The sequence below is a fragment of the bacterium genome (assembly GCA_018814885.1).
GTDB lineage: Bacteria > Krumholzibacteriota > Krumholzibacteriia > LZORAL124-64-63 > LZORAL124-64-63 > JAHIYU01.
Genome location: JAHIYU010000026.1, coordinates 34,742 through 55,809, shown reverse-complemented (window position 1 = coordinate 55,809; position 21,068 = coordinate 34,742). Strand labels below are relative to the sequence as shown.

At 62.5% G+C, this 21,068-nt stretch carries 14 protein-coding genes; 12 read left to right on the top strand and 2 right to left on the bottom strand.

Going from position 1 to position 21,068, the window contains the following annotated elements; genetic code table 11:
- Position 1: 1 nt before the first annotated feature.
- Positions 2 to 1,048, bottom strand: coding sequence for a 23S rRNA (adenine(2503)-C(2))-methyltransferase RlmN (rlmN, locus tag KJ554_01580; protein MBU0741024.1), 1,047 nt, complete (start codon positions 1,046 to 1,048; stop codon positions 2 to 4).
- Positions 1,049 to 1,248: 200 nt separating this feature from the next.
- On the opposite strand from rlmN, the gene KJ554_01575 reads away from it, so the two are divergent.
- The 7 genes from KJ554_01575 (at position 1,249) to KJ554_01545 (ending at position 14,671) form a co-directional block, all read left to right on the top strand.
- Positions 1,249 to 2,610, top strand: a complete 1,362-nt coding sequence (locus KJ554_01575) for a sigma-54 dependent transcriptional regulator (GenBank protein ID MBU0741023.1) — start codon at positions 1,249 to 1,251, stop codon at positions 2,608 to 2,610.
- Between the two features lie 151 nt (positions 2,611 to 2,761).
- Entirely contained in the window at positions 2,762 to 3,091 is a 330-nt protein-coding gene (locus KJ554_01570; GenBank protein ID MBU0741022.1) for a hypothetical protein, read from the top strand.
- A gap of 89 nt (positions 3,092 to 3,180) precedes the next feature.
- Positions 3,181 to 6,276: a sigma 54-interacting transcriptional regulator gene (locus tag KJ554_01565; protein MBU0741021.1), complete on the top strand. Its 3,096-nt coding sequence runs from the start codon at positions 3,181 to 3,183 to the stop codon at positions 6,274 to 6,276.
- Between the two features lie 899 nt (positions 6,277 to 7,175).
- A complete protein-coding gene (locus tag KJ554_01560) occupies positions 7,176 to 8,093 on the top strand; it encodes a hypothetical protein (GenBank protein MBU0741020.1) in 918 nt (305 codons plus the stop codon).
- A gap of 36 nt (positions 8,094 to 8,129) precedes the next feature.
- Complete coding sequence (locus KJ554_01555; protein ID MBU0741019.1) at positions 8,130 to 9,914, top strand: DUF4384 domain-containing protein; 1,785 nt, start codon at positions 8,130 to 8,132, stop codon at positions 9,912 to 9,914.
- 747 nt (positions 9,915 to 10,661) lie between these two features.
- Entirely contained in the window at positions 10,662 to 13,637 is a 2,976-nt protein-coding gene (locus KJ554_01550) for a hypothetical protein (protein MBU0741018.1), read from the top strand.
- Positions 13,638 to 13,720: 83 nt separating this feature from the next.
- Positions 13,721 to 14,671 carry a PorV/PorQ family protein gene (locus KJ554_01545; GenBank protein MBU0741017.1) on the top strand — a complete coding sequence of 317 codons (951 nt, stop codon included), beginning with the start codon at positions 13,721 to 13,723 and terminating at the stop codon, positions 14,669 to 14,671.
- A gap of 29 nt (positions 14,672 to 14,700) precedes the next feature.
- Here the strand turns inward: KJ554_01545 and KJ554_01540 are convergent, their stop codons facing one another.
- A complete protein-coding gene (locus tag KJ554_01540; protein MBU0741016.1) occupies positions 14,701 to 15,450 on the bottom strand; it encodes a UDP-2,3-diacylglucosamine diphosphatase in 750 nt (249 codons plus the stop codon).
- Between the two features lie 81 nt (positions 15,451 to 15,531).
- Here KJ554_01540 and KJ554_01535 point away from each other — a divergent pair, with 81 nt between their 5' ends.
- From KJ554_01535 to KJ554_01515, 5 genes are all read left to right on the top strand, one after another.
- The gene (locus tag KJ554_01535) at positions 15,532 to 15,978 is read left to right on the top strand and encodes a hypothetical protein (protein MBU0741015.1); all 447 of its coding nucleotides are present in this window, start codon (positions 15,532 to 15,534) and stop codon (positions 15,976 to 15,978) included.
- Between the two features lie 212 nt (positions 15,979 to 16,190).
- A complete protein-coding gene (locus tag KJ554_01530) occupies positions 16,191 to 17,633 on the top strand; it encodes a trypsin-like peptidase domain-containing protein (protein MBU0741014.1) in 1,443 nt (480 codons plus the stop codon).
- Positions 17,634 to 17,696: 63 nt separating this feature from the next.
- Positions 17,697 to 18,545 carry an RNA polymerase sigma factor RpoD/SigA gene (locus KJ554_01525; GenBank protein ID MBU0741013.1) on the top strand — a complete coding sequence of 283 codons (849 nt, stop codon included), beginning with the start codon at positions 17,697 to 17,699 and terminating at the stop codon, positions 18,543 to 18,545.
- A gap of 112 nt (positions 18,546 to 18,657) precedes the next feature.
- Entirely contained in the window at positions 18,658 to 19,578 is a 921-nt protein-coding gene (locus KJ554_01520) for a M23 family metallopeptidase (GenBank protein MBU0741012.1), read from the top strand.
- 84 nt (positions 19,579 to 19,662) lie between these two features.
- Positions 19,663 to 21,027 carry an N-acetylmuramoyl-L-alanine amidase gene (locus KJ554_01515; GenBank protein MBU0741011.1) on the top strand — a complete coding sequence of 455 codons (1,365 nt, stop codon included), beginning with the start codon at positions 19,663 to 19,665 and terminating at the stop codon, positions 21,025 to 21,027.
- The last annotated feature ends 41 nt before the right edge of the window (positions 21,028 to 21,068 follow it).

Genomic DNA, 21,068 nt, shown 5'->3' with positions numbered 1-21,068 from the left:
ATCAGAGTTTCTTTTCGTGGCCGCGCTTGTCACGCAGCTGACCGCAGGCGGCCGCGATGTCGTCTCCACCGCTGATCCTCACGTATGCCTCCACACCTTCATCGCGTAGTCTGGCCTGGAAACCGAGGACTCGCTCGGCCGGTGGCGGCCCCTGCTTCCCGTCGATGCGGTTCATGGGGATGAGATTGACCTTGAAAGGCCGCCCCGCCAGGATTCGCGCCAGGGCCGACGCTTCGCCGTCGCCATCGTTGATGCCATCCATGAGCACATAGGCGATGGTCACCCTGCGGTGCCTCGTCTGGGCGTATCGTTCGGCGAGTTCCAGGGTCTCGGCCAGCGGCGTGCGCCCGGGTACGGGCATCAATCTGCGCCTCAGCTCCGGTCGGCTGCTGTTCACCGATATCGTCAGACCGACGGTCATCGCCGACGAGATGAGGCGCATCAGTCCCTCGACGTGGCCGGAGGTGGAGATGGTTATCCGCCGGGGAGACATGGCCAGTCCTTGTCCGTTCACGAAGGTCGCGATGGCAGATTCGACGGCGTCCAGGTTGTCCAGAGGCTCGCCCATACCCATGAAAACGATGTTGTAGCCACGGTCGCCGAGCACTTGCCGGGGCTCGGTTCGCAGGTCGTCGGCGAGGCGCAGGACCTGTTCGATGATCTCGCCGGAGCTCAGGTTGCGGACGAGACCACCGCGCGCCGTGGCGCAGAAGCTGCACGCCATGCCGCAGCCCACCTGCGAGGAGATGCAGAAGGTGGCGTGCGACTCCATGGGGATGATCACGCTCTCGATCCGGTGGTCGTCGCGCAGAGTGTAGAGGTACTTGCGTGTCCCGTCCCGGGAGACTTGGTGCTCGGCAGGGTGCAGACCCTGCAGATCGTGATCCTCCGCGAGACCGTCGCGCAGGTGTCGGGGCAGATTGCGCATGTCGTCCCAGTGCCATACGGCATCCCGGTACAGCCAACGCGCCAGCTGGTCGCCGCGATACTCCGGTTCGCGCCTGGCTTTCATCAGGCTCCGCAGCTCCGCGACGGGCACGTCCCGCATGAGTGGCCTCGCATCCCCGTACATCGCGCCTCCGGGCTGAGGGAGTCGGGCAGTCAAGAGGCCGGCTGGCGCCGGGCACCGTTCGCGCATCACCTCTTGACACCGGCGTGATGGACTGCCCATGGTGTGACCGGGTGACCACAGAGGTATATCATCATCGATCCCGGGGCAAGAAGCTCTGAAGTCCGGGAGGGACATTCTTGCGCACGATCCTGGTCGTAGACGACGAAGCCGCGATCCGGCAGACGCTCGAGCAGCTGCTGACCTACGAGCAATACGCGGTGCAGCTGGCCGCCAATGGCGCCGCAGCCCTGGCGATCCTCGCGGACAAGAGGATCGATGTAATGCTGCTGGACATCAAGATGGCCGACATGGACGGTTTCGAGGTCCTGGAGAGGATGACCGACGCCGGGTTCGAGGTCCCCGTCATCGTGGTCTCCGGCCACGGCAACGTCGAGACCGCCGTGGAGGCCGTTCGTAAGGGCGCCTACGATTTTCTCGAGAAGCCGCTTGACAGGTCGCGTCTGCTGCTGACCCTCCAGAACTGCCTCGATCACTTCGGCCTGCGCGGGCAGACAGAGGATCTGCGCGATCGCAGCGGCTACAACAAGCCGTTGATCGGAGAATGCGCGCGTATCCGCGAGGTCCGCGATTTCATCGACAGCGTCGCACCTACCGCTGCGACCGTCCTGATCACCGGCGAGAATGGAACGGGCAAGGAGCTGGTGGTACGGGCCCTCCATGCCGGCAGTCCTCGTCGGGACATGCCTCTCGTAGAGGTCAATTGCGCGGCCATTCCGCGCGAACTCGTCGAGAGCGAGCTGTTCGGCCACGAGAAAGGCAGCTTTACCGGGGCAGATAAGATGCGCGTGGGAAAGTTCGAACAGGCCGACGGTGGCACGCTGTTCCTCGACGAGATCGGCGACATGAGCGAGGAAGCCCAGGCGAAGGTGCTCAAGGCCGTGGAGGAGAGCCGCTTCGAGCGTGTCGGTGGTCGCGAAGCGCGTCAGGTCGATGTACGGATCGTGGCCGCAACCAACCGAGACCTCACCGGTCCCGCAGCCAATTTCCGCCAGGACCTGTATTTCCGTTTGAACGTGCTGTCCGTCGAACTGCCCCCCCTGCGTGAGAGGGGAGGGGACGTGAGTCTTCTGCTGGAGCATTTCATGTCCGCGATGGCGGTCCAGCTCAAAAAGAAGCCGAAGACCTTCACGGCGGAGACACTCGCCCTGCTTCGCACCTATGCCTGGCCCGGTAACGTGCGCGAACTGCGCAATCTCGTGGAAAGGCTGATGATTCTCGTCCCTGGCGATCTGATCAGACCGAAGGATCTGCCCGTCCTATCAGGCAGCGGACCCGAGACCAGGGCTGGAGAGTGGGACTGGATGAGCTGCACCGATTTCCAGGAGTTCAAGGCTCGTTCCGAATCGATGTACCTACAGGCTAAACTGCGCGAGAACCGCTTCAATGTCAGCCGCACCGCCGAACAGCTCGGTATGCAACGCAGCAACCTGTACAAGAAGATCAGCAAATATGGGCTGCAGACCCAGGCTGGCGAATGAATAGCCCCCGGTCTATTGACAGATATCCAAAACACCCATAGAATATAAGGGGTAAGGACTTGAGGTGACATGCGGTTCGTCCTGCGTGTTCGTCTTGAACACCTATTTCGGGGAAACAGCCGCCCCGATCTCGAGAATGTGGAGTGGGATCATGAAAAGAGCACTTATCAGTTTAAGCCTGCTCCTGACCCTGGCAGCGGTATCGACCGGTCCCGGTATCGCCAGAGCGGCAGCGTCTGCTCAGGACATCATGCTTCAAGAGGATTCACCAGCCACGAACTCTCCCCAGAATGTCGTACCGGGTGATGAATTCGAGTGCCTGGGCGATCCCGATGACGCCATCACCGGAAACCGGAACAATGGTGCAACAGGCGATACTTTCGATCTCTCTGCCCTTGCGGGGGTACCAGATCTGAATGAAGCCGATTTTGACCAGTGGCTCGCGCTATTGACGATGCTGTTGTATCAGGGTCTGATCTGATTGCCTCCATTTGAGCGCCGGATCAGGCCCAGCCTTCAGGAGTCGTGACCGAGTCGAATTGCCCGCCTTCTCGCCGGGGGACAATGTCGATGGATCACCAGTTTGAAAGACGACGACAAGACGAAACTGAATCCATGAGGCATGGCGTGCCCGCGGATCTTGCCGCTCTCGTGCGCCTCGAGGAAGTGGGTGATCTGCACTTCGAAGCCTCGGCCTTCTCGACTTCCCTGGACTATTACCAGCGCATCCTCGCCTCCGCGGCCCTGAACCAGCTCGAGGTCTCTCATATCCTGGAGATCTGCCGCAAGAGTATAGATGCGGCGCTCAATTTGGGTGACCTCGCCTTGGCCGAGCGATTGCTGCATGATGCCGATGGCTTCATAGCGACCGTCGAGAACCTCGACCCGGCCGATGAACGGCTGTTGATAGCACCGCTCCTGGGACGCCACGCCGCCCTCTACACGCAGCGTGGCGCATACAAGGACGCCTTGCAGATATGCAAACGTGCGTTCGCAGTACTGGCCGTCACCGACGATCACGTCGAAGTGGCCAACCTCCAGGTCACCATGGGTGTCTGTCATCATCGGCTTGGCCGACTCGACAAAGCCGAGGAATTCTACACCGACGCCCTGGCGACTTTCCGTCGTATCAGCGATGAACTCGGTATGGCCTCCCTCTACAACAACCTTGCCTTGGTACACAAGAACGCGTGTCGCTGGGACAAGGCAATGGAGTACCAGAACCGCTCCATCGCCTTGGCCAGCGAGCATGGCGCGTCCCACCTGCTGGCCCGCTTGCACCTGAACGAAGGCATCATCCTGCGCAAGGCCGAATCTCCGGGCGAGGCGCGCGCGGCCTTCGAGAAGAGCTTGCGTCTTGCCGTCAGTCTCGGGGATATGGACCGTCAGGCCAAGGCCAGCCTGGCGCTCGGTCAACTGGAACTCATAGAGGGCCATCTGTTGCGCGCCGAGGAACTCATCCTCACCGGCAAGCACATCTCCGATGAAGCCGGCTTCATGCGCGAATCGATAATTGCCGACGAGTACATGGGTGATCTGCTGCTCGAGCGCGGAGAAAGCGAGAAGGCCCTTTACAATTACGGCCTCGGCCTCGAGAAGACCAAACGCATCAACACGCTCACCGATCTCGAAGGCGAATTGCTGCGCCGTTGCGCCGAGGCCAGCCTCCAGGCGAGCGATTGGCTGCAGGCGGCCGAATTCGCCCGGGCTGCCATCACTGTTTGCCAGAGTTGTGGAGAGGATTACGAACTCGGATTCTGCTATCTGGCCCTGGCCGAAGCCTTGGCCAATCTCGGTGAAGACGATCAAGCCGACGATCATTTCCGCGGGGCGATCAAGATTTTCAATTCTCAGCGTTTGCCGCGGCTCGCATCGAGAGCCATCCTGGCCAGCCTCGACTTCAGCCTGGAACGCGGAGGCCGCAGTCAGTTGCTGCGTCTGCGCCGCAGTCTCCACGATGCTCTCGAAGGTGCCCAATCCCGGGCAGACGATCTCCTCTATTGCCGCCTGCAAGCCGGGTTGGCCGAGGTGCTGCTGCGGCTCGGCGACCTGGACGAAGCGTTGTTGACGGCCAGCGAGTTCGAACGCGCCGCTGAGAACGTTGACGATCCGGATCTGCTTTCACGGCACGGCGATCTGCGCATTCGCATCGAAAAGGCCCTGGTCGGCGCATGGCCATCCATTGAGATGAAGGTTCCGGTAGCGCCTGTCATATCGCTGAAAAATGGCTCGATCACCGAAGATACCCTGGCCACTTTCCTTGATTCGTGCATGTCGCGCGCCTCGGCGGACATGGGATTTGTCGTCCTCGAACCCTGGGCGGCACCTGTTGGCGGTGGCGCCAGGATCGTGACCAGAGGACTCTCACGCCCTGTGGCACATCAGGCGGCGTTCTGGTTTACGGAGACGCGCGTGGATGAAGTTCCTACACCCCGACTTTTGACGCGCACCGATCTGGCCCAGGATGTCCTGGAGGAAGTGCCCGGCCTGGCATCCAACTGCAATTCATGCCTGTTCCTGCCCGTGGCCGTGCCGGATAAATGCTACGGCGTGCTCTGCCTGGGGTCACGCACCAGGGACGAAGACGATGGTCTGGCTCTGAAACCCGTACTCGACCACATGGCCGCGGCGGCTGGTTATCTTGCCATGTCGCTCGCGGAGGAGGAACGCAACAGGCCGGTCGCCGTCTCCTGGGATGAGAGCGACAGGCACGAGGCCTTCTCCCAGATCATCACCCGCAATGCCGAGATGCGGGAAATGCTGGTCCTGATTCGCAAGGTAGCTGCGAGCGAGTTGACGGTGCTGCTGCAAGGCGAGACAGGGACCGGCAAGGGGCTGCTGGCCCATGCCATCCATAGGCTCAGCGAGCGAAGGGACCGGAAGTTCCTCGCCATCAATTGCGCGGCCATCCCCGAATCGCTGCTCGAAAGCGAACTCTTCGGACATGTGAAGGGCAGTTTCACAGGCGCTATCGCTGACAAGACGGGTCTGCTCGCCGAGGCCGCGGGCGGCACAGTGTTCCTGGACGAAATCGGGAAACTGCCGCTGGGCATGCAGGGCAAGCTCCTTCACTTCATCGATACGCATACGGTGAGGCCGGTGGGGTCCAATCGTAGCCGCGTTGTGGATGTGCGGATCGTCTGCGCCACGAAGAGCGATCTGAAGGAGAAAGTCGGATGTGGCACTTATCTAGAGGATCTGTACTACAGATTGCTCGATTTCCCGGTTGTTGTCCCCCCCCTGCGCGACCGCCAGGATGACATTCCTTTGCTGGCCACGCACTTCATAGCCCGCTATGTCGCGCTAACGAGGATCGAGACTCCCGGCTGCACCTCCTCCTTCATGGAGGCCCTGGCGCAGCATGACTGGCCTGGCAACGTCCGCGAACTGGTCAAATCGATCAACCGAGCCATCGTGCTCGCCCATGGCGAGCCCATGTTGCGCATATCACATCTGCCTCCCGAGGTCACAAGATCTCTTCCCGACGGCGATGGCGCGCGCGCGATTTCCCCCTTGCGCGAAACCATCGGCGCGGTCGAGGCCCGAGAGATCATGCGGACCCTCGAACACACGGGCGGAAACAAGGCTGAAGCATCTCGTCTGCTGGGGATCAGCTACCCGAATCTGCTAAAGAAGGTCCGTGTCTACGGCCTCGACAACTCCTGACCCATATGGCAATTCCTGTTATCTTACCCTGAGTGGGTGTAAAATATATTTATATCACAACATGTTGATTTGAAGGAAGTTATGATATCGATGGTACAGATGCGAACTCTATTGCCCATGGTCATGGCCTTGTCATACGAGCTGGCGGGATTGCGTCTGTAATCTCAATGGAGAAAGTCAGTTACAAAGTTACTGCCAAGTAGGACGTTGGCATGCGGCCTGCAATGATTGCTCTCGAAAGAGGGTGGGAGCAGTTGCAGGGATGGACTTGCACCGACCCATTGATTCATCAAGGAACCCGGAAAGGGGAACGGATTCACGCCCTCATCAACAACCGGCTGTATGAGGGGAGTTTTCAACGATGAGACTCGTGTCGAGTTGATCTGGATGTGGGGTCCAGGCCGATCCGCACACCGAGTGGAGAAAGCTGTGAATCCTTTCCCTTCCGAATATCCGTTCTACAAGATCATGATTGAGAAGAAAGAGCCACCCCGATCCTGATGTGGCGAGACTCAGGACCGGGCAGCCCGATGGCGGGCTGGAGGCTCTTTCTTTCTCTTATCGACCGCCGATGGACGCAACGGAGCCGATATGCGGGAATCGACTAGGGGACCCGTGCCTCGTGCCGCACCGTCCTCATTCGGGGATCGGTTGATCATCAGGAGAGACATATGATCTCTCCGCTCCCGTAAGCGATTCTGGAGTTCCCTTGCCAATTGCCAATCGTGGCACGTGGTATACCCCCTGAATTCCCCGGTAAATAAAGGAGATACGGCCAGGAACGTACATACCGGACGGCTGTTCGACGTCTGCGAGAGGCTCGGTCTGCCTGTTGGCACGTCCCGTGCGTAATAGGGAATCAGGAATACCTGACTGCTGAACCAGACGGGAGGTGAATCATGGGAACCAATCATCCAGTACACACCAGGCATCTTGGTGCCGGTCTGGGCAGATTCATGGGGCTCATGACAGTCCTGATCTTCTCGGTGGCCATGCTGGGTTGCGACGAGGATGTGACGTACATCGACGATGATCCGCCAGCGGTGCCGACCGGGGTATTCACTGTGACCGGCGACGAAGTTGTCTCGGTGTACTGGAACGACATATACGAGCTCGACCTGATCGGCTATGCCGTCTACCGCCATGACGGAAACAATCCCGTCTACGGTGCCTACTACTGGCTGGGCGATGTGGCCTGGGACGAGAATTTCGACGAGCAGACGCTTCTGCACTGGTTTGACGATGAGGATGTCGTGAACGGCGAGACCTATTACTATGCCGTGCTGGCTTTCGACGAAAGTGGCAACGAGAGCACGCTGAGCTTCGAAACGGTCGTGGATACGCCCCGTCCGGCCGGGTACGAACTTCTGCTATATGACAGGTACGGCGCTCATCCCGATCGCAGCGGTTTCGACTTCAGCCGGCTGGCTGACGGTCGCATGGCCTGGGACGCGCCCACTGCAGACATCTATGTCGCCTTCGCGGAGGGCGTCCCCTTCGTGATCGCCGCGCGACCGGACATCGTGCATCTCCAGGATTACGGTACGATACCCCTGGACTATGTCGATTACGCTCCCGATTCGGGATATTCCAACGCGGGTCGGGCCGAATTGATCGAGGGGCATTCCTACATCGTCAAGATCACGGAAGATCCTGATACGAACGTGCATTACGCCAAGTTCTATGTGTACGCCGAGGAAGAAAACTACGTAGACGTGGACTGGGCCTACCAGATCGACAATTTCAACAGGGAACTGAAGGTGCGAGCCGATAGGGAATCCGGTGGCGCCAGAAAAGACGAGATCGTTCGCTTCTAAGGGGCGATTCCAAGGTCCGGACCAGGAGGTACGGCCATGAAGACGAAACGAGTGATGAACTTCAAGCCGGCCTGCGGAGCAACATCGTCCCAGCCCAGTCCGGGGCTGCGCGTGGCGATGTCAGTGTTGATCGCACTGGCTCTCGCGGTGGGCTTCGCTACGGCCAGGGCCCAGCCTGCCGAAGGGACACCCGCCATGTCGGACGGCTGGAACGGGTTCGAGAACCAGCCCTACCGTGTGAACATCTGGCACGATCGCGGGGACGACGAGATTTACCAGCGCGGGGAGGCCGTTCGCATCCATTTCGAGGCCAACAGCGACGCCTATGCCGTGGTGTATCGTATCGATGCCGAAGGCTTGGTGTCCATACTCTGGCCGCGAAGCCGCTACGACGACGGTTTCGTCTTCGGCAATCACACATACAACCTGCCAACACCGGGCGCCGAACGCATCAGGACCGCCGGCACGGAAGGTGTAGAATATGTGCAGGTTCTCGTTTCCGCCTACCCCTTCGACCTGCGTAACCTGGAGGTGGATTTCCACCACGAAAGCGGGCAAGAGGAGCAAGGTTATTACGTGGCTGGCGATCCATTCCTGGCCATGAACGACGTCAACTACGCCGTGACCGGGCTCGAGGATCCTTCCGACTACGTGGTGACCAACTATCTGAGCTACTATGTGCACCGCAAGGTCGATTACCCCCGTTACATGTGCACGCAGTGCCACGACGACAGCAGTTACCAGCCCTACAGCGATACTTGCTTGATCGAGATCCATCACGATTACAGCTGGGATAACGACTGGTACGGCCGCTACCAGTATTACCCCGCCTACTACTACCCCGTCTACTACTACGTGGATCCCTGGACCTGGCGCCCGTGGATCAACTACTGGTACCGGCCCTGGTACGCCTGGCCTACGTGGGGGTATTCCGTCTGGGATTTCGACTGCTACGTCTGGAACTACTCGCCGTACTGGCGCGGGGATGTCTGGGTCAGATACAAGGAAGGCCGCCAGCGTTACCGGCCGATCGTCAAGAACCACCGGTACGCAGACAACCAAGGTGAACGAGACTACGAACATCCTGGTGCGATCGTGAAGACGCCGCGTCCCACCAAGGACATGGTGGCGTCCATGAACCGCAAGGAGGCGATCCGCAAGCAGGAACTCGGCAGGTCCGACCAGAGAGTGGACGCACGCCGCGAGTTCAAGGACACCGGCCGAGCCGTGAAGCCGGTCGCCGGTTTCACTAAGCAGCCCCGCGACGAGCGGGCGCCGGGTATCAGGATGCCGAGCGGCGTCGGTCGCAACAGCACCGACGGGCCCGCAGTGAGGCCCAACCCCGCCACAGGCCGCGACGGCCGGGAGGATGCCCGTCCCGTGCGACCCGATGCCTCCGAAGGCCAGCAGCCCATTCGCGTGTCGCCCGGCACCCGGACCGCACCCCAGGTGAACGACGTCCGCGCCGTGCGCCCTGTCAAGCCCCACACTCAGGGTTCGCGGATCTGGCAAGGTGGCAGCCGCGACCAGAAGCCTGCGCGTACCGTCAAGCCTCGCCCAGGAAATGACGAACCGACACGCAAGGCACCGGAGGCCAAACCACGATCCGATGGCGATAAGACCCCGACGCGCAAGCCTCAGACGGCAAAGCCGGAGGGCGGCAATACGCCGAACGAACGCTCACCCTCATCGGTGAAGCCCAAGTCCAACAGCGGGAGCAAGAGTGACGGCTCGACACGCAGCCAAGGCTCCGGCTCCTCATCGTCGCCGCGCGGCAAGGGTGGCGGCAGGTCAAGTTCAAACCGCGGCGCAAAGCGCTAGCGGCAGGGAGTCGAGTGATCAATCCCCCCATCGCTGGCTGGCCGGAAAGGACCTGATCCTTGAAGAGGTTGGCACCGAGCGGGAACGGGCAGCCGATCCGGTCAGCGGCCGATCACCGACGAGATGCAGTGGAGCGGGAGTGAAGACAATGCCAATCAGGGGTGGCGGCGTTAGATCTCCAGCTCCACTGCCATCGTTTCCCCGGCGATTCGTGAGTGGCGGTGCCTAGGCGTCGATTGACGCTCCCGGAGCGGGAGCCTATTATGCACGTATCCAGCGGCGCTGATCCGGTTTTCGCTCCCCGATCTTGAAAGGTGGAGAGTCCATGCTGACCCGGGACGAGGCCCGAGGTGCCATCCCGTCGGCATGCCGACGGGCGGCGTTCGCCGTTGCGTTGTGGGGGCTGTCGCTGGCCATATGCGCGGTCCATGCCGCGGCCGGGCCCCCGTCGAGACCCGACGGTTCGCGAGCAGCCGCTCTCGGACCTGGGCAAACCTGGTCCGTGCACGCCCAGCCGGCTCTGAGCGCGAGCGCGCGACGTCTGATGGAGGAAGGATCGCGGTCCTTGCAGGCCGCCCGTATGGCTGGCCACGCAGCGCCCGACAGCCTGTTCGCAGTCGTGTTGATGTGCGATTTCGCCGACAGTTTGTTCTATGGCAGGTATGGACAGGTCTCCGGAGATTTCCCCCCCCCGCCCAGAGCGATTTCTATTATCTGGCCCACGACTCGACTTACTATCAACACCAGATGACCGACGTGCAGGCCTATTTCGATGTCGTCAGCGGGGGACATTTCACCTTCGCCTTCGAAGTTGCCGGTAACGTGGCGAACCTGCCTCATCCGATGAACTGGTACGGGAATCATCCCGAACTAGGGGAGCAGAAGGTGCTAATGGCCTTGGACGCTGTCACCTTGCTGGACGGTGAGGTCGATTTCTCGCGCTTCGACACGGTGGTCCTGATTCACGCCGGAGCCGGCGAGGAAACCGACATTCTCGGTGACTCGCCCGAGCAGATCTACAGCAGCTACCTGGGACTGGAGGCATTCGCGGAGGCAAGGGACGAGGACATCATACCCGACCCGTGGCTGCCCACGGGCGACGCGTACGCCGGCGGGGAGCCCGTGACCATAGACCAGGTGCTGGTCCTGCCGGAAAACGAGTTCCAGGACTCGGTGGCCAGTGTCGGCGGCTATTTCGGCTCCCTCGGCGTCTATTGCTTCGAGGTGGGACTGCGCCTGGGTATGCTGTCGCTGAGCGATTTCACGCCGTCCGGCCATCCCGACAGCCAGGGCATCGGGGAGTTCGGCCTGATGGGGTATGGTCTGTTCGTCGGGGCCGGCTTCATCCCGGCCCATCCCTGCGCCTTCAACAAGATGCTCATGGGCTGGCTGGACCCCTACACAATCGATCCGGACGCCGACGGCTTCTTCCGGCTGTATCCCGCAGAACACGCTGCCGCGGATTCGGCGCTGGCGCGCGTCGAGATCGGACCGAGCGAATACTGGCTGCTAGAATACCGCAAGCAGGATCCGGACGGCAACGGAATCTTCTCATTCCCGGGCGACCTGAACGGCAACAACATACCCGACTTCTACGACGCTGACTCGATTTACCGCGACGGAACTCCCACGAGCTGGTACGACCCGGAGCACGACGAACGCGAATGGCTCTTCGGGGCGGAATTCGATTTCTTCATGAGCGAAAACGACGCTCGCATGGACGGCGCAAAGGGGGCCGGCAGCGGTCTGTACATCTGGCACATCGACGAGGGTGTGATCCAGGCCGCTTTCCTCTCTGAACAGAACATCTTCAACGCCGACCCGGCTCGCAAGTCGGTGGATCTGGAGGAAGCCGATGGCATCCAGGATCTCGACCGCCGGATCCCCTCGGCGTGGGTGCTCGGTGCCGACTACGACAGTTTCCGGGGGGAGGACTCCAGTGTCTTCGGCCCCGAGACCTCTCCCTCGACCGATACGTCGGGCGGCGTCCCCACCGGCATCCTCATCGACATGATCAGCAACGTGGTGGCCGATTCGGCATATGTGGTTCCATTCTCAGGGGATACCGTGATCCGGTACGCGGGCTCCATGACCTTCCGGTGCCGTCGGACGGACGTGACCGCCAGCGGCGCGCCCGAACCCGTGGCCACTCTCCAGTTGAATGACGTCGACCTGCGCGGTTCGCACCTGCTGGCCGTCGACCTTGACTGTTCCGGGGACGGCGTGCTGGAGATCGTGGCCACGGGAGATAGGGGACGCGTCTTCGCGTTCGATCATGATCTCGAGAGCTTCCGCGAAGGCTCACCCCTGACCGGCCTGTTCGCCGTGGGCAAGGGGCCGGGCGGGGAGCCCGTGAGCTGGAACGGTCCGGCGGCCGTGGGCGATCTCGATCTCGACGGCCTGCCGGAAATATTGTTGACGGCGGATTCCGGGTTGTACGCGTTCAACGGCGAGGACGGCAGCGAAATGATCGACGGCGACGCGGACGGCGCCAGCTACGGGCTGGTGCTGCCCCTGGAGCATTGCAGCCAACCGACCGTCGTGGTCCCGATGGCGCTCTCGGCTGCGGAGAGGGATGTGGCCATCATCGTCGAACGCCGGGATGTGGACGGGCGGCTGCGTCTGCACTACTGGAACCTGGCAGAAGAAGAGATCCACATCCTGACGGACACCGGTCTCGAGGCGGTCTCACCTCCCACCCGCTGGCGTGGACTCACATTGCTGCCCGTGTATGATGATGTGGATGCCGTCTGGCGCCTGGCAGATTGTGAAAATGACAGTTTCGTAGAGCTTCCCGGACAACCTTCCGGCGTATTGATGTTTGCGGGACAAGACGTTCTGATCATCCCTGCCATCACTGGCGGCGCCATGATCTGGGATGGCCCCCAAGCTGCCGGGGTCGAGGCCTGGCCGGAATGGGCCGGCGTGACCTCGCCGCTGGCTCCGGGCCTCGGCTATGTGGCCGAGGCTGGATTCGTCTTGGCGGGCGTGGGTGGCTTCCCGCTCACCGGATGGCCTGTGGCGCCCCGGATCTCCGTGACGGCGACCGGGGGTGCCGGTGCTCCATCGCCCCTCGTGGCCCAGATCGGCGGAAGAGCCTATACACTCTTCGCATCGCGAGACGGCCGTCTCTTTCTGTACGATCGGGACGGGCGGCTCGCGTCCGGGTGGCCGCTGGCGGGTCCCGGAGAGACCGCCGGCACGCCGCTGTTGATGGATCTGGATGGGATGCCCGGGCTGGAATTGGTGGCGGTGGGCTCGATTCTGCGTATCAGTGGATATGACGATTCTGGCGATCCCACGGGGGATCCGGTCTCCAGGCTCTCCGCGTGGAGTCTGCCGGGAACCGCGGACGCCGTGGAGATCTGGCCCATGTGGGGCGGCTCCGATCGACGTGCGGAAACGGCTGGGGCCGTGACGGCGCCGCCGGTAGGGGCAGCCCTGCTCACATCCAGCAGCCATATCTGCTACCCTACACCCCTGACCGGCGAGGAACTGCACGTGCGCGCGCTGGCGAATCGTGATTGCCAGGTGCGGGCATACTTGTACAATCTCGAGGGAGAGGAAGTGCGGACTTCGGCAGTCGTGCAGGCGCGCGGCGGCCCCGTCGAGATCCTGTTGGACGTAGAGTCCGTCGTGTCGGGCGTGTACATCTGCCGTCTGATCGCCGACGATGGCGGCTCCCGAGAGGTGAGTGTGCGCCCCGTGGTGATCGCCCGTTGATGCCGGTCGGCAAGCGACTGGATGAGGATGAAGTCCGACCCGGACAAGCACCCGCGCCCGCTGCGCGGTGGAAAGGATCGGGAATGAGCAGAACCAGCCTGATGCACCGTCTCACCGCCCCCGCCTTGGGCATCCTCGTGCTGTCTTTTTGCACCCTGGCGTCGGCCGGCACGCCGGGAGAGTCCGGATTTCTCTCGCTGCGCACCGCCGTCGGTGCGCGCGAGGCGGCCATGGGCGGAGCAGGCGTGGCCCTTTCCAGGGGCGCAGCCGCGGTATACTGGAATCCGGCCCTGCTCGTCTTCGAGGAGAACGGCACGGACCTGCTGTTGCAACACCAGCGCATGTGGGGCCTCTTCGACAAGGAGACCGCGAGCATCGCCCACCGCACCGATCTCGGGGCCCTGGGTTTCATGTTCTCGGGCTTCTACGCCGAGGAGATGGAGCGATACGAAGAGGTCAACGTGGGCGTCCCGCTGGGGACATTCCGGCCTTACCAGGTCGCTCTCGGCTTCTCCTATGCCCGCAAGATCTCAGAGACCTTCGCCGCAGGCGCCATGATCAAGTTGCTGCACGAAGAGATCGACATGTACGGCGATACGGGGCTGGCGTACGACCTGTCGATCGCTCACAAGGCCATTATCGAAGGTCTGTGGTTCGGCGCCTCTCTCAATCATTTCGGTCAGGGCCTGACCTTGAACAGCGAGTCCTACCCCTTGCCAACCATCCTGCGGGTCGGCATGGCTTTCGATCCTGCACATGACATCTTCGCGGACAAGGTGACCCTGGCCGGAGACATCGTCTTTCCCAACGACGGGAATTCCAAGGCCCATGTGGGCGTGGAGTACAGGATGGTGCCTGCCCTCGCCCTGCGTTTCGGCACCAAGATCAACTACACGTCCCAGGGCCTGACTGCGGGTGCCGGCTTCACGCGCGGCGACATCACAGTCAGCTATGCCTACCAGGACGCCTTGAACGACCTGGGGGACGGCCATCGCTTCGCCCTGGAGATGGGCTTCGGCTCCGGTGACTTCTGACCCACCAGCGAAGGTCACCGTCGACCGTCTCAGAGGGGATGGGGATCCGATGCGAAATCCAGGAGTTCGAACCTGCCCTCACGCATGATCCCGTAACTGGCTCCATCGAACCAGCTGCCCAGGACGGCGAGGGTACGCCTGCCTTCAGTCAACCGGAATGGGTGATGCAGGTGCCCGATCAGCAGCAGATCCCAGTCGTCGCTATCGTGATCCAGGTAGGCCGCCGCTCGTTTCTCGATTATCGCCGCCTCATCTCGGGAAACCTGGCGGCTGGTGTGGCTGAGCCAGCGCGAAAAAGCGTAGAGCAACTCTGGGTGGAGGGACTTGGCGAAGGCTATGCCGATCCTCTGCCTGACCAGCCAGCGGAATGTGCTGTAGAGCCGATCCCTGATCAGCAGACCGTCCCCGTGCACGAGGTTCAAGCGCAGGCCTTGGGCCTGCAAAGTAATGGCCTTTCCGCCGGGGCGGCAGCCGTAGCGGCGATGCATGTAGTCGGCGGCCCATATGTCGTGGTTGCCGCCGATGAAGTGCATCCGGGTTCCACAGGCATGCACCTCGTCGAGCCCGGCCAGCAGCTCCTCGTAACCCTTGAGTCGGAAGTGCGGGTAATCGAACCAGAAGTCGAAGATGTCGCCGAGCAGAACGAGCTCGTCCGCACGTCCTGCCATTTTCAGGAATTCCAGGAACAATGCGACCCGTTCCCTCTCGTCCGGCTCGGGCTCGAGATGGAAGTGCGTGTCGGAAACGAAGAGGATAGTGTGCTGGTCGGCCTTGCCCATGGGAAGTGATTAGTATATGAATAGTCCTGGGACGGCAAGATATTTTCCGCGCACAACGAACGGAGGGGAGTCGTTATGACGTTGTGGGACGACGTGAAGGTGAACCTGACCGAATGGTACAGCGTGGCTGCGGACAAGACGGGGGAACTGGCCAAGGTCGGTCTCCGACGTTACGACATCTTCGGGCTGAGCCGCGATATCGAGCGGCATTTCAGCGAGATCGGCAGCCTGGTCTACAACGCGCTCAACGAGGAGCGCCCTGGCGTGCTCGATGACCCCATGCTGCTCTCCCTGGTGGGAAAGGTCCGCGACCTGGAGGGGGAGTTGCAGTCGAAGGAGAAGGAGATCTCGGAGATCAAGACGGCTGCGGGCCAGCGCCATGCGAGCCGAGCGGCAGCCGCAGGCGCAACTCCGGGAACATCCGGTGAAGCGGACGAACCTGGCGACTACAGCGGGGCCTCGGCGGCGGGAATGCCTGTCGCAGGCGAAGGTGATCCCATTGCCGGCGAGAAAAACAAAACGGACTGAGCAGTTGCGAATCCACTTGACCGAGATTATGAATGTCTGGTAGGATCGTTCCATCCCTGCAACTGGCCGGCGCAACGGCTCCGGCGAAACGTGATTCATCCCACCCTGTCGCTTTTCCCACGAAGCGTCCGGCTTGAGCCGCTTTCCAGCGGCTCCGTGTGTTGCCGACGATGGTGTCGGTGCATTGGAGCAGGGAGCAAGCTGAGATGTCCGTGCGTTCATCATTTACCTTCATGGCGTGCATCGCGTTGTCGAGCGCGATGCTGGGCGCGCTCTCGACGTCAGGCGCCTGCGCCCAGGGGTTGGCACGGGTGGATGATACCCCGGCACCGGCTTCTCCGTTCACCGCCGTGGTTTCCAGCGCACGCGATCTCGTGGTCAGCATCCGCGCCGAACGCTCCGTTACCGGCGGCGGCCTGGATCTCGACCCGATGGACGAACTGTACAGGCGCTACTTCCCCGACGACAGGGGAGAGGGCGCGCCTTTCAATCCCACGGGCAGCGGCACGGGCTTCGTGGTCAGCCGGGACGGACACATCCTCACCAACCTCCACGTGATCGACAGGGCCGACGCGGTGAGCGTCCGCTTCAGGGGGGAGAGCCACACCTACGAAGCGGTGGTCGTCGGCAGCGATCCCGGCAGCGATCTGGCCGTGCTCAAGATCGAGAGAAGCGCTCCCCTGACACCTCTTTCTTTCGGCGACTCGGACATCGTGCGGGTAGGCGACTGGGCCATAGCCGTGGGCAACCCCTTCGGCAATCTGGAAGGCAGCGTCACTGTGGGCGTCGTCAGCGCGAAGGGACGCAGCGACCTCGTCATTCACGGTGGAGCACCCAGGTATCAGGACTTCCTGCAGACGGATGCCGCGATCAACTTCGGCAACAGCGGCGGCCCCCTGCTCGATCTGGGCGGTCGGGTGATCGGCGTCAACACGGCGATCAACAAATCCGCCCAGGGCATCGGATTCGCCATACCGAGCAATTACGCTCGCCGTGTCCTGGAACAGATCGTGGCTCATGGCCGCATGATTCGCGGCTACCTGGGGGCGCGCACCAGCGACCACCTGCAGGACGGAAAACGACAGGGCGCGCTGGTAGAGGCGGTGCTGCCTGGTTCGCCTGCGCAGACCGCCGGGCTGCTCGCGAACGACGTGATCATAGGTTTCGCCGGGGAGGACGTGGCGGACGACCACGATCTGCAGTTCCTCGTCAGCGATGCGGAGATCGGACAGGCCACCTCCTGCCTGGTCCTGCGTGACGGGCGACGGATCGAGCTCGAGGTCGTGCCGGCGGAGGAGCCGGAGGCCGGAAGCGAAAATACGGCCCGGGAAGATACGTGGCACGGGATGTCCGTAGCCCCCCTGGGCGGCGGCGATCCCCGCGTGCGGCGTTTGAAGGACGCCCTCGGCGTCGAAGGAGAACGGGGAATGATGGTCATCGCAGTGGCGCCGGACGGACCGGCGGCCGACGCGGGTCTGCAGCCCGGGGACGTAATCCTGGAGATCAACGGCCGGTCGGTTGCCGGCGCCGAGGATTTTCAGCGACTCCGGGAGGAACTGGCGGGCAGCAGCGAGACCTTATCCCTGCTGATAGAGTCCGGCGGCATGGATGGATACCGCCTGCTCGAACCCGATCCTGGAGCGAGAGAGGGCTAGGGCTTCATCCCGGCCCCGCCCCCGGACTCCAGCCGGATGCGCACCCCACGAGAGGAGGACATCATGGCTACCAGAACGTCCATCCTGCCTCCCACTCATGAGAAGAGCCTGGAGATCTACTTCAAGGAGATCAACAGGTACAAGTTGCTGTCCCGCGAAGATGAGACAGAGTTGGCTTCTCGCATACACCAAGGGGATCAGGAAGCCCTCAAGTGCCTGGTCAACGCTAACCTGCGCTTCGTGGTCACGGTGGCCAAGCGTTACGTCCATCAGGGGTTGACGCTGGCGGACCTCATCAACGAGGGCAACATCGGTCTGCTGAAGGCCGCCGACCGTTTCGACGAGACGCGTGGCTTCAAGTTCATCAGTTATGCCGTATGGTGGATCAGGCAGTCGATCTTGCAGTCCCTGCTGGATCATTCCAGGCTGGTGCGGCTGCCGCAGAACCAGACCGCCCAGCTGCTCAAGATCAATCGGGCCCGCACCAAGCTGCAGAGCGAGGGCAACGAGAACCCGACCGATCATATGATCGCCAACGAGCTGAACCTGTCGCCGCAGGACGTGAGACGTTCCCTGGAGCTCAACGGTGGGGAAGTGGGGTTGGACGATCAGGGCACGGACGACCGCCCCCTGATCGAGACCCTGGCCGCGGACTCGCAGCCGGGCTCGGACGACAGGCTCTACGATCGTGTCATGCGCGAGGACGTACGCCGAAGCCTGCGATCGCTCTCCGCACGCGAAGCCATGATCATCAGTCTCTATTATGGGCTGGGCGAGGAGGAGGCCCTGACCCTGGAGGCCATCGGCAAGCGCCTGGGGCTGACCCGCGAGCGCATCCGACAGATCAAGGAAAAGGCGCTGCGCAAGATGCGTCAGACGGCCGGACGGTCGTTGTTGCGCGATTACCTGTAGCGAAGCCCCGGCCGCAGCGGCGGTGCGGCCGGGGTTGACATCCGGTATGATACAGGTATCTTGGCTCGGTGGATGTTTCCGGGTGTTATTACCAGGCTGGTTCCGTTCCGACATGCTACGCAAGAAATACACATTCCTGTACGTGCCAGAGGACCACGCCGCGACGCGCGAGTTGAATGTGCCGCGGTTGGTGGCCGTGTCGGGGGGTGCCGCAACCCTCGCCCTGCTCACCTTGGCGGCCTTCTACGTATTCGGCCTGTTCCACGGATCCAGCTGGTTGCCCGGCGGCTCGGAGCTGCAGAGGGAGAACGCGCGTCTCAGCGATGAGCTGGTCCAGTTGGGCGACAAGGTCGAGACGCTCCGGGATCACCTCAACCGCTCGTACCGCTTCCAGGAGATGGTGTCGGCGGCGATCGGCCTGGACCCGGTGGATCCCGACGTGAGGGAAGCCGGTGTCGGCGGTCGCTCGCTGGCGCACGTCTTCGTCGCGGACGTTGCGGCCGGGGTGAGGCCCGCCGTCACTCTCGAGCACGATCTCAACAAGCTGCTGAGGCAGGCGCGGATACAGCACAAGGGGTACCAGACCCTGCTCGATACGCTGACCTCGAGACAGACGACGATCGACCATCTACCCTCGATCCGCCCCGTGGATACCGGTTGGCTCAGTTCCACCTACGGTTATCGCAAGGACCCCTTCACCGGGAAATCGCGTTTCCACCGCGGCCTGGACTATTCGGTCCCCTCGGGCACGCCGGTGCGCGCCGTCGCCGGCGGGATCATCCTTTCCTTGAAGCACGATCGCGGGCTCGGCAAGATGATCCGGATCGATCACGGCAATCGCATCACCACGACCTACGCGCACCTGTCGGACTGGTCCATCCGAATCGGCCAGCGCGTAGCGCGTGGCGAGGTGATCGGGCGCTCCGGCAACACGGGACGGTCGACCGCGCCGCATCTGCACTACGAGGTCGCCGTCGGTGGCCGACATGTCAATCCCCTGCCCTACGTCCTCGACAACTACGCCACCCGCTGATCTCCTGTTTGCATGGCCGTACGGCTGTGGTATTTTCCAGGCGCCTGGGCCGTGCCGGTCCGGGAAGAGGAGCGTTGACTCGGCATGAGGCCCCGGAATGACCTGATCCGTGGCAGCAGGCGTGTTTGTACGTGGCTGCCGTTGCTTTCGGTTGCGATCGTCTCCTGTTGCTGCGCCGCGTCCAGCGTGCGCGCCGGGGTCGAGATCACCAAGATCCGTTACTGGACATCGCCCGGGAGCACGCGCGTCGTGCTCGATCTCTCGGGGGGAGTAGCCTACGACTTGCGGCGGGTGGGGCATCCCGATCGGATCGCCCTCAATATACCCGGGGCGATCTTCCGCGAACATGGAACCATTGTCGTCGGCGACGGCATGGTGCTCAGAATCCGCCGCAACGTCCTGAGCGACAAGGCTCAGGTCGTGCTGGATCTGGACGGGGATCCGGTGTTCAGGCATTTCGCGCTGCTGGCGGAAGGGGGCAGGCCCGACCGGATCGTGGTGGATATCTTCAGGCCGGAGAGCCGCGATGGGCCGGCAGCGGACCGGGCCCCTCTCGTCGGCACCGACCCGGCGGCCGCAGGGGCGATCGTGGCGCCTGCGTCACCCCGGTACACGGTGGTCATAGATCCGGGCCACGGCGGCATGGACCCGGGAGCCATCCGCAAGGGTGTGCGGGAGAAGGATGTAGTCCTGGCGATCGCCCGCGAACTGGCGGAATTGCTGGATGCGCGCGAAGGTTACCGGGCCGTGCTGACACGTACCGGTGATTATTTCGTCAGTCTGGCCGAACGGGTGCAAATCGCGGAGAAGGCACGGGGCGACCTGTTCCTCTCGATCCACGCCAACACCCACGCGAACTCCGCAACGTCGGGCTTGGAGACCTATTTCCTCAGCCTGGAGCGGGCGACCGACAGCGAGGCCCAAGCTCTGGCGGATCAGGAGAACGCCGCCGACCGCGTGGGACTTTCACCGGCGGAGCGTCAGGACGATGTGATCTCGATACTGATGGATCTACGCATGAGCCGGATCCTCACGCAGTCGAATCGCCTGGCCGAGCATCTGATCGGCTCGGCCCGCAGGTCGGGCTCCGTCGAGGGCCGCAAGGTCAAGCAGGCTGGTTTCATGGTCCTGCGCAGCCTGGCCATGCCGTCAGTCCTGGTCGAGGCCGCCTACCTGTCCAACGGGTCGGACCGGGAGCTCCTGCGCAGCCGTGCGGGGCAGAGAGAATTGGCGGGGTTGCTGTGCGAAGGCGTGGTGAACCATCGGGGAGACGAACGTCCCGATCTCGGCGGCGAGCCGCGACGATGGGTGACGCCATACAGGGTGAGAAGCGGCGACACGTTGTGGAGGCTGGCCCTGCGCCACGCCACGTCCGTGCGGGAGATACGCGATCGCAACGGGCTGGATTCGGATAACCTGTCGGTCGGCCAGTCCTTGTTGTTGCCGTGACGCCGCCTAGAAGGCAATCCCGGCTTCGGCGGCAGGGAAGA

Coding starts and splice junctions, on each gene's coding strand:
- KJ554_01550 (MBU0741018.1), top strand. CDS start 10,662: ATGACCGACGTGCAGGCCTATTTCGATGTCGTCAGCGGGGGACATTTC.
- KJ554_01570 (MBU0741022.1), top strand. CDS start 2,762: ATGAAAAGAGCACTTATCAGTTTAAGCCTGCTCCTGACCCTGGCAGCG.
- KJ554_01525 (MBU0741013.1), top strand. CDS start 17,697: ATGGCTACCAGAACGTCCATCCTGCCTCCCACTCATGAGAAGAGCCTG.
- KJ554_01520 (MBU0741012.1), top strand. CDS start 18,658: ATGCTACGCAAGAAATACACATTCCTGTACGTGCCAGAGGACCACGCC.
- rlmN (MBU0741024.1), bottom strand. CDS start 1,048: ATGCGGGACGTGCCCGTCGCGGAGCTGCGGAGCCTGATGAAAGCCAGG.
- KJ554_01540 (MBU0741016.1), bottom strand. CDS start 15,450: ATGGGCAAGGCCGACCAGCACACTATCCTCTTCGTTTCCGACACGCAC.
- KJ554_01555 (MBU0741019.1), top strand. CDS start 8,130: ATGAAGACGAAACGAGTGATGAACTTCAAGCCGGCCTGCGGAGCAACA.
- KJ554_01545 (MBU0741017.1), top strand. CDS start 13,721: ATGAGCAGAACCAGCCTGATGCACCGTCTCACCGCCCCCGCCTTGGGC.
- KJ554_01565 (MBU0741021.1), top strand. CDS start 3,181: ATGGATCACCAGTTTGAAAGACGACGACAAGACGAAACTGAATCCATG.
- KJ554_01560 (MBU0741020.1), top strand. CDS start 7,176: ATGGGAACCAATCATCCAGTACACACCAGGCATCTTGGTGCCGGTCTG.
- KJ554_01515 (MBU0741011.1), top strand. CDS start 19,663: ATGAGGCCCCGGAATGACCTGATCCGTGGCAGCAGGCGTGTTTGTACG.